At 66.2% G+C, this 13,116-nt stretch carries 11 protein-coding genes; 5 read left to right on the top strand and 6 right to left on the bottom strand.

All coding sequences use genetic code 11. From position 1 onward, the window contains the following. Window positions 1-19: 19 nt before the first annotated feature. Window positions 20-610, bottom strand: a complete 591-nt coding sequence (gene mdaB / locus ACODS9_RS17510) for an NADPH:quinone oxidoreductase MdaB (RefSeq protein ID WP_489094372.1) — start codon at window positions 608-610, stop codon at window positions 20-22. A 157-nt stretch (window positions 611-767) separates the two neighbouring features. On the opposite strand from mdaB, the gene ACODS9_RS17515 reads away from it, so the two are divergent. Then, the gene (locus ACODS9_RS17515; RefSeq protein ID WP_046854123.1) at window positions 768-1,082 is read left to right on the top strand and encodes a putative quinol monooxygenase; all 315 of its coding nucleotides are present in this window, start codon (window positions 768-770) and stop codon (window positions 1,080-1,082) included. On the opposite strand, the gene ACODS9_RS17520 is transcribed toward ACODS9_RS17515, so the two are convergent. Then, complete coding sequence (locus ACODS9_RS17520) at window positions 1,072-1,836, bottom strand: sulfite exporter TauE/SafE family protein (protein WP_401111962.1); 765 nt, start codon at window positions 1,834-1,836, stop codon at window positions 1,072-1,074. The two genes, ACODS9_RS17515 and ACODS9_RS17520, sit on opposite strands and share 11 nt — an antisense overlap. A gap of 78 nt (window positions 1,837-1,914) precedes the next feature. Here ACODS9_RS17520 and ACODS9_RS17525 point away from each other — a divergent pair, with 78 nt between their 5' ends. Beyond that, the gene (locus ACODS9_RS17525; protein WP_401111959.1) at window positions 1,915-2,802 is read left to right on the top strand and encodes a LysR substrate-binding domain-containing protein; all 888 of its coding nucleotides are present in this window, start codon (window positions 1,915-1,917) and stop codon (window positions 2,800-2,802) included. 98 nt (window positions 2,803-2,900) lie between these two features. Here the strand turns inward: ACODS9_RS17525 and speA are convergent, their stop codons facing one another. From speA to ACODS9_RS17545, 4 genes are all read right to left on the bottom strand, one after another. Further along, window positions 2,901-4,814, bottom strand: a complete 1,914-nt coding sequence (gene speA / locus ACODS9_RS17530) for an arginine decarboxylase (protein ID WP_023631655.1) — start codon at window positions 4,812-4,814, stop codon at window positions 2,901-2,903. A gap of 152 nt (window positions 4,815-4,966) precedes the next feature. Then, entirely contained in the window at window positions 4,967-5,338 is a 372-nt protein-coding gene (locus ACODS9_RS17535) for a translation initiation factor Sui1 (RefSeq protein ID WP_023631654.1), read from the bottom strand. 184 nt (window positions 5,339-5,522) lie between these two features. Further along, a complete protein-coding gene (locus ACODS9_RS17540; RefSeq protein WP_489094373.1) occupies window positions 5,523-6,059 on the bottom strand; it encodes an NUDIX hydrolase in 537 nt (178 codons plus the stop codon). 1 nt (window position 6,060) lies between these two features. Then, window positions 6,061-7,128 (bottom strand): DUF2333 family protein, encoded by a 1,068-nt coding sequence (locus ACODS9_RS17545; protein ID WP_102684474.1) that lies wholly within the window; start codon window positions 7,126-7,128, stop codon window positions 6,061-6,063. Window positions 7,129-7,377: 249 nt separating this feature from the next. Here ACODS9_RS17545 and ACODS9_RS17550 point away from each other — a divergent pair, with 249 nt between their 5' ends. The 3 genes from ACODS9_RS17550 to ACODS9_RS17560 all read left to right on the top strand — a co-directional run bounded on the left by ACODS9_RS17550 (window position 7,378) and on the right by ACODS9_RS17560 (window position 12,944). Continuing rightward, window positions 7,378-8,994 (top strand): diguanylate cyclase, encoded by a 1,617-nt coding sequence (locus ACODS9_RS17550; RefSeq protein WP_367857895.1) that lies wholly within the window; start codon window positions 7,378-7,380, stop codon window positions 8,992-8,994. Window positions 8,995-9,355: 361 nt separating this feature from the next. Continuing rightward, the gene (locus ACODS9_RS17555; protein ID WP_489094390.1) at window positions 9,356-11,101 is read left to right on the top strand and encodes a methyl-accepting chemotaxis protein; all 1,746 of its coding nucleotides are present in this window, start codon (window positions 9,356-9,358) and stop codon (window positions 11,099-11,101) included. A gap of 85 nt (window positions 11,102-11,186) precedes the next feature. Continuing rightward, window positions 11,187-12,944, top strand: coding sequence for a protein-disulfide reductase DsbD (locus ACODS9_RS17560; RefSeq protein WP_401111949.1), 1,758 nt, complete (start codon window positions 11,187-11,189; stop codon window positions 12,942-12,944). Window positions 12,945-13,116: the final 172 nt, after the last annotated feature.

The raw sequence follows: 13,116 nt of genomic DNA on the forward strand, positions 1-13,116 counted from the left end.
GGGCCGCGCGCTCGGGGAGTCAATTGGCCTTGCCAAACACCGCGTCCAGGTGTTTTTCATAAGCCGCCAGCGCCGCCGGCACATCCGGGCGCTTCATCACATCGACGGCGAGGAAGGTCGGCAACCCGCTCATGCCGAGGAACTGGTTGGCCTTGTGGAACGGGAAGTACACCGCGTCCACGCCCTTGCCCTCGAAGAAATCGCTGGGGTCATCGAACGCCTGCTGCGGCGCGTTCCAGGTCAGCGACAGCATGTATTGCTTGCCCTGCACCAGGCCGCCGCTGCCGTACTTCTGCGAAGCGTCGGAGCGGGTACGGCCATCGTTGGCGTACAGGCTGCCGTGGCCGGCGGTGAACACATCGTCGATGTACTTCTTCACGGTCCATGGCGCACCCATCCACCAACCGGGCATCTGGTAGATCACCACATCCGCCCAGAGGAATTTCTCCACCTCGGCCTGGACGTCGTAGCCGCCGTCGATGAAGGTTTCCCGCACATCGAAACCGGCGCGGTCCAGGTGGGCCAGTGCGGCATCGTGCAGGGTCTGGCTGAGACGGCCGTCGGAATGGGCGAAGCGTTTACCGCCGTTGAGCAGGAGAATCTTTTTCATGGGAGGGTCAGCCCTGTAAGTGGAGTTGCCGGCAGGTTAGGCAACCGGGCGCCGGGGAAACAGCCAGGGCTGGGCAAAATTCTTTTGCCTGCAAATCACGAATGGTAAACATATTGTTGATTTAGAATTTGCTCACTCCCCTTACAGAGCGTTTCCCATGACCGAGCAATACGCCTTCATCCTCAAAGCCAAGACCCGCCCGGAGCAGGCCGAGGCCTTCGAACAGCTGTTCCGTCCTTACGTGGAGCCAAGCCGCCAGGAGCCGGGCTGCATCGAGTACCACATGCTGCGCGACAAGGCTGACCCGAGCCTGTTCGTATTTTTCGAGGTGTGGGCCAGCAAGGACGCGCTGGACGTGCATTCGGCACTGCCGCATATGCGCGCCTTCTTCGAAAAACGCATGGATTACCTGGAGCGCGACTTCGATATCCAGATGATCGACATGCTCAGCGCTTCGTCCGCTAGCCGTTGACCAGCAGGTGCCCGCCCAGCAGCGCAAGGCCGATGAAGAAGCAGCGCTTGAACAGCGCAGCGCTGATCCGTCCGCGCAGCCACTGGCCGGCGAACATGCCCAGCAACGCCGGGGCCAGCACCAGCAGCGAAGCCCCCAGCGCCTGGCCACCCAGGGCGTCCTGCCCAGCCAGGCCGACCGCCAGGGCCAGGGTCGAGACGGTGAACGACAGGCCCAGCGCCTGGACCAGTTCGTCGCGGCTCAGGCCCAGGCCCTGCAGGTAAGGCACCGCGGGCATGACGAACACGCCGGTGGCGGCCGTCACCACGCCCGTCAGCAACCCGCAGAGCGGCCCCAGCCAGGGCTCCCAGGCGGGTGCCACGCGCAGCCCCGGGCCGACCAGCCCATAGAGGGCATAGACCAGCAACGCGGCGCCCAGGCCATGGGCCGCCCACGGACCGCTATCGATCCCCAGCCAGACGCTGCCCAGCAGGGTGCCGATGAAGATCATCGCCAACATCCCGCCCAGGCGGCGCAGCAGCGCGAGCAGGTGGCCGCCGGCCGCCAGCTGCCAGAGGTTGGTCAAGGTCGATGGCACGATCAGCAGCGCCGCTGCCTGCGCCGGTGCCATAGCCAGGCCAAGTAGGCCCATGGCGACGGTCGGCAACCCGAGGCCGATGACCCCCTTCACCGCGCCGGCCAGGAAGAAGGTCAGGATCACCAGCAATGACAGCGCCGGGCCGATGTTCTGATAAAACGCCAGGAAGGTATTCATGGCCACCATCCTGCCGTGCGGCAAGCGCGCTGAAAATCTGCCATATACTCAGGCAGACTCTTGCCAGGACAGAGGCAGATGCATTTCGACCTGATCGACCTCAAGCTGTTCCAGCACACCCTTGAAAGCGGCAACATCACCGCCGGCGCCCGACGCAGCCACCTATCGCTGCCGGCCGCCAGTGCGCGCATTCGCGCCATGGAAGCCTCGCTGGGTATTCCCCTGCTCGAACGCAACCGCCGCGGCGTGCTGCCCACGCCCGCCGGCCAGGCCCTGCTGCAGCATGCGCGGCTGATCGCGCAGCAGGTCGAGCGCCTGCAGTTCGACCTCGGGCAATACGCCCACGGCCTGCAAGGCCAGGTGCGCCTGCTGTGCAACACCGCAGCGCTGACCGAGTACCTGCCGGAGCTGCTGGCGAGCTACCTGGCCGAGCATCCGGGGGTGAGCGTGGATATCCAGGAACTGCCCAGCCTGCATATCGTCCAGGCGATCAGCCAGGGCATGGCAGACCTGGGCATCGTCTCGAATGCTGCGCCCTGCGCAACCCTGCAGACCCGACCGTTTCGCGACGATCCGCTGGTGCTGGTGATGCCGCGTGAGCACCCGCTGGCGGCCAGCGATCGGGCAGACTTCAACGCCAGCCTTGGCCATGGGTATGTGGGGCTGGGTGCCGACAGCGCCCTGGCGCTGCATCTGGAGGAACAGGCCCTGCGTCTCGGCAAACGGATGCAGGTGCGCGTTCGCGCCGAAGGATTCGATGGGGTGATCAGGATGGTCGGAGGTGGCGCGGGGGTGGCCGTGGTCCCGTTGACCTCGGTGCGACGCTGGGAGCACAGCTTGCCGCTACGCTGGGTCGCCTTGCAGGAGGCCTGGGCGAAACGCAGCTTGCTGCTGTGCTCGCGGGATTTCAGTGCGTTGCCTGGCTACGCCGCCCTGCTTGTCGAGCGCTTGGGCAGCAGCGCCTGAAGGCTGCCGCCACAGGTGATCACCCGTGGCGGCAGCCGTGTACCAAAGGGCCGCGCAGCGGCACCTATGCCAAAGGGCCGCGCGGCGGCCCAGTACGATCAGGACGACAGGTACGAGGAGCGGGTCAGCCCCAGGCGCAGGGCGTCGAGGTACTGGGTACGCTCGCGGGCGGTGATCCTGGCGCTGGCGACCTTGTCGCGGTAGTGGGTCATCAACTCCTCCGGCGACAGGTGCACGTAGCGCAGCATGTCCTCGATGGTGTCGTGGGTCTCGATACCGGCGTGGTACACGCTGCCATCGGCGTTCTGGTAGATGTTCACCGAGTCGGTGTCACCGAACAGGTTGTGCATGTCGCCGAGGATTTCCTGGTAGGCGCCGACCAGGAACACGCCGAGCAGGTAGTCCTCGCCTTCCTTGACCGCATGCACCGGCATGCTGGTCTCGATGCTCTGCTCGTCGACGTACTGGTTGATCTTGCCGTCGGAGTCGCAGGTCAGGTCCTGCAGCACAGCGCGGCGCAGCGGCTCTTCGTCCAGGCGGTGCAGCGGGATGATCGGCAGTACCTGGCCGATGGCCCAGGTGTCGGGCAGGCTCTGGAACACCGAGAAGTTGCAGATGTACTTGTCGGCCAGCTTGTCGTTGAGTTCGTCCAGCACCTGGCGGTGCGAGCGCTGACGCGCCTTGAGCGAGTTGTGCAGGCGACGGCACACGGCGAAGTAGCACTGCTCGGCCAGGGCTTTCTCGGCCAGGGTCAGCTTGCCGTCGGCGTACTGCGCGGCCACGTCGCCCATGTAGTGGGTGGCGCGCCAGTAGGTCTCGGTGACCATCTCGATGTCGGTCGGGCCGAGCAGGTCGGCCAGCCACTGCACGGTCTCGGGCAGGCTTTCCTTGTTTTCGATGGTCGGCACTTCGTCGTTGTGGCTCTCAACGTCGGTCACCTGGATCACCAGCATGGCGTGGTGCGCGGTGAGCGAGCGGCCGCTCTCGGAGAAGATGTGCGGGTGCGGCAGGCCCTGCGCGTCGCAGAACTCCTTGAGCATCCCAACCACCACGCCGGCGTAGTCGTCCATGTCGTAGTTGATCGAGCTGGCGTTGCGCGAGTGGGTACCGTCGTAGTCGACGCCCAGGCCACCACCGACGTCGATGTGATCGACCGGCAGGCCCAGGGCACGCAATTCGCCGTAGTAGCGGATGGCTTCCTTGAAGCCGTGCTGGTAGTCGGCCAGGTTGGCGATCTGCGAACCCATGTGGAAGTGCAGCAGGCGGATGCCCTGGTCGAGCCCGGCGTCACGGAAACGCTGCACCACCGAGATCAGCTGCGCGGCGGACAGGCCGAACTTGGATTTCTCGCCGCCGGTGTCGGCCCACTTGCTCGACGCCAGCGACGACAGGCGCACGCGCAGGCCGACCTGTGGCTTGACCTTGAGCTCGGCGGCCTCCTCGATCACCAGGGCGACCTCGGACTCTTTCTCGATCACGATGAACACGTTGTGGCCGAGCTTCTGGCCCATCAACGCCAGGCGGATGAACTCGCGGTCCTTGTAGCCGTTGCAGACGATGGTGCCACCCTTCGGCGCCAGCGCCAGCACCGCCAGCAGCTCGGGCTTGGAGCCGGCTTCCAGGCCGATGGAGACGTTCTGGGTGGCGATGATGTTCTCGACCACCGCTTCCTGCTGGTTGACCTTGATCGGGTACAGGGCGGTGTACTGGCTCTGGTACTCGAGGCGCGCGATGTTGGCGTCGAAGGCGCCGGTCAGCTGGCGCACGCGGTCCTGCAGGATGTCGGGGAAACGTACCAGCAGCGGCAGCGACAGGCCGCTCTGGCGCAGTTCCTGGACCTGTTCGAAGAGGTCGATCGGCGCGCTATCCGGGCCGTTGGGGCGCACTTCGACGCGCCCGGCGTCATTGATGGCGAAATAACCTGCGCCCCAATGGCGGATGCCATAAACACTGCGGCTGTCGGCCACGGTCCACTGGCTACCATCGTCTTTGCGTGTGCGTCGTACGGACATTCAAGTCCCCTGTATGAAAAGTCGAAACACTGCCCCACCTCGGGGCGCTGGCAGTGTAAATACTGAAAATGACGATTCTTCCGTGTCAGGCATAGACCCTGCCCACGGGAACGAGTTTAGAAAGCGCTGGGCAAAAAATCGCGCGGCTGTACTCAGCCGCCGGATTTCTTCGCCTTGAAACCCTGCTTGATCAGTTCGGCGAGCAACAGCTCGACGTGATCGCCCTGGATTTCAATGACCCCGTCCTTGAGCGCGCCGCCGGTGCCGCAGCGGCGCTTGAGCGTGCTGGCCAGCTCCTTGAGCGGTTCCAGGGCCAGGGGGACGCCCGTGATGGTGGTCACGGTCTTGCCGCCACGGCCTTTGCTTTCACGGCGCACGCGGGCAATGCCATCCCCCTCGGGGATGACCTGCTGCTTGCAGATACAGTCGTCCACCGGTTTGCTGCAGTCGGGACAGTGCCGACCGGCATCGGTGGAAAAGACGAGACCGCCCAGGGCGGAAAAGGAAGAAGCTTTCTTGGCCACTTTTGTTCCTCTGTGCCGAGGACAAAAAACTGGTCGGCGGGAGCCGACCGCGATGCCCCACTCTGGCAGGGGCGGCGCTACTGCCGCAAGGTTGTGCGGCAGCCCGAAAAGGGCGCGCAGTGTAACGATAAATCCGCCTGTTGCTAAGTACAGGATTGCGCCATTTTACGAAAGTTTTGCGACTTCATTGCGGGGCAGCCTGATAGCGCTGCAACGCCACCAGCGAGTCCGGGCAATACGGCAGTGTTGCACTTTCCGCCAGGGCCTGCTCGACACTGATGAACCGCGCCTCGCTGACTTCCTCGGGCTGCAGGCGCAACGCCCCGTCCCACACCGCGGAAAACACCGCGCCCCACAGGCGGTTGCCCGGCTGCTCGAAGTAGAACGTCTCGTGGAAGCGCAGCTCGACGCCGCTCACCCCCAGTTCCTCCGCCAGTTCCCGGGCCGCCGATTCGGCATAGGACTCCTGCACCCCGACCATCCCCCCCGCCGCCACATCCCAGTAACCGGGATACAGCGCCTTGCTCAAGGTGCGCCGGTGCACGCACAAGTTGCCTGCGCTGTTGAACAGCAGGATAAAGGTGCAGCGCCCGATCAGGCCGCACTCGCGCAATTCGGCCCGTGGCAGGGCGCCGAGCAGTTGGTCATGCTCGTCGACCCAGGCCACCAGCTCGGCGTCGGAGGCCGCGCGGTGCGCGACCTCGGCAGGATTGACCGGCATCTCAGCCCTGGGACAGCAGTTGGCGCAGGTCGATGACCGCGGCGTTGGCCCGGGAGATGTAGTTGGCCATCACCAGCGAGTGGTTGGCCCACATGCCGAAACCGCTGCCGTTGAGCACCATCGGGCTCCACAGCGCTTCCTGCGAGGCTTCCAGCTCGCGGATGATCTGCCGCACGCTGACCGTGGCGTTCTTCTTCGCCAGCACGTCAGCGAAGTCGACCTCGATGGCGCGCAGCAGGTGCGACAGCGCCCAGGCCTGGCCACGAGCTTCGTAGAACACGTTGTCGATCTGCAGCCATGGGGTCTCGACCACTTCCTCGTCGACCTGTGGCGCCTGGCCCGGGGCCACGGACTCGGTCTTCAGGGTGTTGTTGAGCTTGACCCGGCCAACGCTGGCCGACAGGCGCTGCGACAGCGAGCCCAGGCGGGTGGCGACGTCGCCCAGCCAGTTGTTCAGGTTGTCGGCGCGGGTGTAGAAGATCGCGCCCTGGTCGCCCTTGGCCAGGCGCACCTGGTAGCGGTTCAGCGACTTGATGCCCTCTTCGAACTCCGACTCGCTCGACGGCAGGATCCAGCTCTTGTTGTCGAAGTTGAAGCGCGGCTCGGCCTTGGCCAGGTCGGCGTCCTCGGTCGATTGCGACTGCGAACGGGCGAAGTCCTTGCGCAGGGCGCGGGACAGGTCACGCACCTGGACCAGCACGCCGTATTCCCAGCTCGGCATGTTGTCCATCCACAGCCCTGGCGGGAAACGGTCGTTGGAGATGTAGCCACCCGGCTTGTCGAGCAGGGTGCCGGCGACGGTCTTGAGGGTTTCGATGGTGGTGTAGCCGACCACCATCTGCTGGCCGTTGCGCTCGGCGGCGGCCTGGGCGTTCTGCTGCACCGGGAACAGCTCGGGCTCCTGGCTCCAGTACCAGCCCAGGCCGATGCACACCAGCAGGTAGAGGCCGATCAGGGTGCCCAGGGCACGGCTCCACAGGCCGCCAACATAGCTACGGGTAGCGGCGCCGCGGGTTTCGACCCGCTCGCGGGGCTCGGCCTTGGCCTCGCGGTTTTTCCAATCCAGCATGGCATTGTCCTTAATCAGTCACGAACGGTTCAGGGTTTGGACCACAGGCCTCGGCCAGGGTGCCACGACAAACCCAGGTGGCAGCACTATAAAGCAGACGCCGCCATTCGTATAAGCGACCAACAGGTCAGCAACTGAATTACCGTCCCTTAACACTTTGTTGACCCGAGGCACTCGCTTGTCGGAAAAGCAGTGCTAGCATAGAGCCATCATTGAACCTGCGCCCTCCCACTCATAAGTAGTCAGGACATGACCCAGCCAGCCGAGCCGAGCCACGAACGCCTCAAGCAGCATTTTGCCCAGCGGGTGATCCACCAGGCCCGGCAGATCCTCGAGATCTGGCAGCGCCTGCAGCGTGGCGAGTGGTCCAGCGGCGACCTGGGCGAACTGTGCGAGGCCAACCTGCGCCTGCAGCGCTATGCCGAACGCTTCGAGCAGCCCGAGCATGGCAGCCTGTCCACGGCCATCGGCCAGACCCTGCGCGCCATCGAAGCCAACAGCGCGCGCCTGAACTCGGAACTGATCAGCGAGCTCAATCGCCTGATGCAGCGCCTGTCACGCACCGGCCTGCGCAAGGGCGACCAGCTCGACAACGTGCCCCTGCCGCCGCTGCGCAAACCGGTGTACATCGTGCTGCAGGATCACGACCGCGCCGAACGCCTGGCCCAGCAACTGGAGTTCTTCGGCCTGAGTGTGCAGGCGCTGTGCAGCGCCGAGGCGTTCCAGGCGTCGATGAGCGAGCGCTTGCCGTCGGCGATCGTCATGGACGTCGACTTCACCGGCGCCGGCATCGGCCTGCAACTGGCGGCCCAGGCCCAGCAAGGCCTGGAACAACCGGTGCCGCTGCTGTTCTTCAGCCTGCATGAAACCGACACCCCGACCCGCCTGGCCGCGGTGCGCGCCGGCGGCCAGGAGTTCCTCACCGGCACCCTGGACGCCTCCAGTCTGCTGGAGAAGCTCGAACTGCTGACTAGCGCCACCCAGTACGACCCGTTCCGCGTGCTGGTGATCGACGACTCCCGGGCCCAGGCCCTGCACACCGAGCGAACGCTCAACAGCGCCGGGATCATCACCCGCACCCTCACCGAGCCGATCCGCACCATGAGCGAGCTGGCGGACTTCCAGCCCGACCTGATCATCCTCGACATGTACATGCCCGCGTGCACCGGCCCGGAGCTGGCCAAGGTGATCCGCCACAACGACCGCTACGTCAGCGTGCCGATCATCTACCTGTCGGCCGAGGACGACCTGGACAAGCAGCTCGACGCAATGAGCGAGGGCGGCGACGACTTCCTTACCAAGCCGATCCGCTCGCGGCACCTGGTGACCACCGTGCGCAACCGCGCCGCCCGCGCCCGCCACCTCAAGGCGCGGATGGTGCGCGACAGCCTCACCGGGCTGTACAACCACACCCACATCCTGCAACTGCTCGAGGACTGCAGCTTCCGCGCCCGCCGCGAGGTGCAGCCCCTGAGCTTCGCCATGCTCGACATCGATCACTTCAAGAAAATCAACGACCGCCACGGCCACCCCATGGGCGACCGGGTGATCAAGAGCCTGGCGCTGTTCCTCAAGCAACGGCTGCGCAAGACCGACTTCATCGGCCGCTACGGTGGCGAAGAGTTCGCCATCGTCATGCCCAATACCGGACTGGAAGCGGCGCACAAGGTGCTCGACGAAATCCGTCGACGCTTTGCCGAGATCCATTACCCGGCCCAGCCCCACGACCTGCAATGCACCTTCAGCGCCGGGGTGGTGCAGCTGGACGAGCAGCTCGACGCGCTGACCATGGCCAGCGCCGCGGACGAGGCGCTGTACCGCGCCAAGCACGCCGGACGCAACTGCGTGGTGCGGGTCGAGCCTTAGGCAAGCCCGCGATGGACCAGGCACCAATACCGGCACTGTGCCACTTTTTTATGGCGCCAACCCGCCGTCGTCATCACCTCGTCACAAAATCGCAATAACTTCAGGCCCGACTTCTCCACTCCCCCTCCGCAGGAAGTTCGCGGCTATGCGCCTGAAGTGGCTGACCAATTTCAACACCCTGTTGCTGGTGACCGTGTGTATTGCCCTGGGCGCGACCCTGTGGTGGTCGCAACGCGCCCTGGAACGTCCCTATCAACTGATGGAGCGCTACCTGGGCCTGTCCCAGCAGTTCCAGAACGATGCCGCGCGCAACATCCAGGCCTACCTGGGCAGCGGCGACGCCCTGCGCCACGCGGCGGCCATGGAGGCCAACAAGCAATTGCAGGCAGCCCTGGCCGACTGGCCTGAGCCCCTGTCGGCCAAGCTGCGCCCGAGCCTCGACAGCCTGCAGGGCTTCACCGCCAACGAACTGCTAGCCGCCGGCAAGCTGGCCGGCGACCCCCAGGCGTTGCTGCTGCAAGCCGAACGGGAGCTCGGGGCAAACCTCGAGCAACTGGCCGGCTATGCCCGTGACAGCGGCAGCGCCGACGCCAGTCGTTACCTGACGCCACTGCTGGAAGCCTCGTTGCACCTGGGCCGTCTGTCCCTGGCCCGCGACAAGCTGGTCAGCAGCGGCCGCGCCGAGCTGGCCGACGAAGTGGACCGCGAACTGCAACAGATCGCCGCCCAGGCCCAGGCCATCGACGGCCTGCCGCTGCTGGGGGTGACCCGTGCCGCCGAATCCAATGCCGATGACTTTGCCGCGATGATGGGCCTGGAGTCGCAAGCCAGCGCCGAGCAGGAAGACATCGCCGTGGGCCTGAAGCGCGAGCTGCACAGCCTGCTCGGCCGCTACCCTGCCGAACTGCAACGTACCCGCGAGCAGATCGAGCGCCGCGCCACCCTGGCCGCCAGCACCGGTGAGCGCCTGGAGGCGGTGCAGCAGGCCATCGCCGGCCTCGAGCCCGAGGTACGCGGCCTGCACGCCACCATCGCTGGCGAGGTACGGCTGATCCAGGGCCTGATGATCGGCCTGATCCTGCTGATCGCCCTGCTCATCGATACCCTGCAGCGTCGCCTGGCACGCACCCTCACCAGCCTGGCGCCGGCGCTGTCGCGCTGGGCCGAGGGCGACTTCGCCCAACCCATCGCCCTAGGCCGCACCAACCGCGAGCTGCACGATATCCAGGAATCGCTGAACCGCCTGCGCCAGTACCTGGTGGAGCTGGTCGGCACCATCCGTCACAACGCCGAACAGGTGGCCGGCAGCAGCCATGCCCTGGCCGGCATGAGCAGCGCCCTGCACGACGGCGCCGAACGCCAGGCCGGGGACACGGCGCAGATCCGCGACGCCCTGGGCGAGCTGGAGGCGACCATCCAGCAGGTGGCCGGCGATGCCAGCTCCGCCGCCGAGGCCAGCCGCGATGCCGGCCGTGCCGTGGAGCAGGGCCAGACGGTGATTGGCCAGAGCCTGTCCGGCCTGCGCGCGCTGGTCGACGAAGTGCAGGGCAACGCCCGGATGATCGAGCAACTGGCGGAAGAGTCGGCGACCATCGGTGGCGTGCTCACGGTGATCCGCGCGATTGCCGAGCAGACCAACCTGCTGGCGCTCAACGCCGCCATCGAAGCGGCACGGGCCGGCGAGATGGGCCGTGGCTTCGCCGTGGTGGCCGACGAAGTGCGCTCGCTGGCGCAGCGCACCACTGGCGCCACTGGCGAGATCCAGGCGCTGATCGACCGCCTGCAGCAAGCCGCCCGCGATTCGGTGGACGGCATGCGCACCCAGCTGGAGCACGCCGAGGCCACGGCCAACCAGGCACAGTCGGCCGATGGTGCGCTGGACGCGATCGTCAGCGCTATCCGCACCATTTCCGACACCGCGGTGCGTATCGCCGATGTGACCGCGCAGCAGACCGGGGCGGTGAGCGAGATTCGTGATCACAGCGAGCGCATCCACGAGCTGGGCGAGGACAACCTGCAGCGTATTGGCGAAGGGCGTGAGCAGGGCGAGCAGTTGCTCAAGCTGGGCGGTGAGTTGAACACGGCGGTGCGGGCGTTCCGGCTTTGAAAGCATCGCGGGGCTTGCCCCGCGATGGCCCATAGCCTCGCCAAGTCCGCTATCATGCCGCCACGTTCCACCTCGCGAGTCCGCCATGCGCCGCCTGTTTTTCCTGTTGTTCCTGCTGCTGGCCAGCCCTGCGTTCGCCACCGGCCTGCTCGACAACCGCCCCAGCGCCACCCTCGGCGCCGCGTCCAACAGCGCCGACTTCCTGCCGGTGCACGAAGCCTTCAAGCTCAGCCTGATCGAGACCGACGCCCAGACCGTCAAGCTGCGCTTCGTCGCCACCGACGGCTACTACCTCTACCGCCACCGCTTCCAGTTCCGCACCGAGCCTGCGGACATCAAGCTCGGCGCGCCGAACATCCCCCAGGGCGAGGCCAAGCACGACGAGTTCTTCGGCGATGTCGAGGTGTACCACGGCGTGCTCGACATCGAACTGCCGCGCAACGACCCGCGCGCCTTCACCCTGCTGGTGGGTTACCAGGGCTGTGCTGACAAGGGCCTGTGCTATCCGCCGGAGACCGCGCGCTTGAGCATCGACGGCCAAGGCGCCCCGCTGCCGGCAAGCGCCGAGCAGGGCTGGACCTGGAAGTCGCTGCTGCTGTTCTTCCTCGCCGGTGTCGGCCTGACCTTCACTCCGTGCGTGCTGCCGATGCTGCCGATCCTCTCCGGAGTGGTGCTGCGCGGCCAGGTCGGCGGCTTGCGTGGCCTGTCGCTGTCGCTGGCGTATGTGCTGCCGATGGCGGCGAGCTTCGCCGTGCTGGGTGCACTGATGGGCCTGTTCGGCGCCGGGCTCAACCTGCAGGCGCGCCTGCAATCGGCCTGGGTGCTGGTGCCGTTCGCCGCGTTCTTCGTGCTGTTCGCCCTGGCCATGTTCGGCCTGTTCGACCTCAAGCTGCCGCAGGCTTTGAGCAGCCGCCTGGACAGCCTCGCCCACCGCACCAAGGGTGGCTCGCTGCTGGGCGCGGCGGTGCTCGGCGTGCTTTCCAGCCTGCTGGTCTCGCCCTGCGTGTCGGCACCGCTGGCCGGTGCGCTGCTGTACATCAGCGCCAGCGGCGACGCGCTGGGCGGCGCCCTGAAACTGTTTGCCCTGGGCCTGGGCATGGGCGCGCCGCTGTTGCTGGTCGCCACCGGTGGCGCCGCCTGGCTGCCCAAGAGCGGGCCGTGGATGAACACGGTGAAAAACGCCATCGGCGTGTTGCTGCTGGGCCTGGCCATCGGCCTGCTCAGCCGCGTGCTGCCGGGGCCTGTCACCCTGCTGCTGATCGGCCTGCTGGCCGCGGGCGTGGCGCTGTTCCTCGGCGCCCTGGAGTTCGTGGTGAAAACCCCGCGTCAGCGCCTGGCGCAATTGCTCGGCCTGGCGCTGCTGGTCTACGCCCTGGCCTGCTGGTATGGCGCCCTGAGCGGCCAGGGCGATCCGCTGCGCCCACTGCCGCCACCTACCGTGGCCGGCAGCCCCGCAGCGGCCAAGGCCGACGCCTGGCAGACCATCACCAGCCCCGCCGCCCTCGATGCCGCCCTGGCCGAAGCCAAGGCCGCCGGCCAGCCAGTGCTGCTCGACTGGTACGCCGACTGGTGCATCAGCTGCAAGGTGATCGAGCACGAGGTGCTCAACGCGCCGCAGGTCGAGGCGCAACTCGGCGCCTTCCGCCTGCTGCGCTTCGATATCACCGAAAGCAATGCCGAACAGCGCGCCCTGCTCGACCGCTACCGCCTGTTCGGCCCGCCCGCGTTAATGTTCTTTGCGGCGAACGGCAGCGAAATGACCAGCGATCGGGTGATTGGCGAGATAAACGCCGGCGATTTTGCCCAGGTTCTGGCGCGCGTGCGCGGCCAACTCGGTCTATAACTTCCCGCAGCCTCTGAAAAATCCGCTGGCGAGTGACCAAAGTCAGTCATCCGGTCACATACTTTGCGTGAATCTCGGACATCGTGCTGGCTATTGCCGGGAACTGGACACTCAGCGCCTGTTGCGGCATAGTCGCCGCGCTATGTCGAATTGCCCTACAAAACCAAGGAAT

The sequence above is a fragment of the Pseudomonas sp. FG36 genome (genome assembly GCF_057809275.1).

Coding starts and splice junctions, on each gene's coding strand:
- mdaB (WP_489094372.1), bottom strand. CDS start 610: ATGAAAAAGATTCTCCTGCTCAACGGCGGTAAACGCTTCGCCCATTCC.
- ACODS9_RS17515 (WP_046854123.1), top strand. CDS start 768: ATGACCGAGCAATACGCCTTCATCCTCAAAGCCAAGACCCGCCCGGAG.
- ACODS9_RS17520 (WP_401111962.1), bottom strand. CDS start 1,836: ATGAATACCTTCCTGGCGTTTTATCAGAACATCGGCCCGGCGCTGTCA.
- ACODS9_RS17525 (WP_401111959.1), top strand. CDS start 1,915: ATGCATTTCGACCTGATCGACCTCAAGCTGTTCCAGCACACCCTTGAA.
- speA (WP_023631655.1), bottom strand. CDS start 4,814: ATGTCCGTACGACGCACACGCAAAGACGATGGTAGCCAGTGGACCGTG.
- ACODS9_RS17540 (WP_489094373.1), bottom strand. CDS start 6,059: ATGCCGGTCAATCCTGCCGAGGTCGCGCACCGCGCGGCCTCCGACGCC.
- ACODS9_RS17545 (WP_102684474.1), bottom strand. CDS start 7,128: ATGCTGGATTGGAAAAACCGCGAGGCCAAGGCCGAGCCCCGCGAGCGG.
- ACODS9_RS17550 (WP_367857895.1), top strand. CDS start 7,378: ATGACCCAGCCAGCCGAGCCGAGCCACGAACGCCTCAAGCAGCATTTT.
- ACODS9_RS17555 (WP_489094390.1), top strand. CDS start 9,356: ATGGAGGCCAACAAGCAATTGCAGGCAGCCCTGGCCGACTGGCCTGAG.
- ACODS9_RS17560 (WP_401111949.1), top strand. CDS start 11,187: ATGCGCCGCCTGTTTTTCCTGTTGTTCCTGCTGCTGGCCAGCCCTGCG.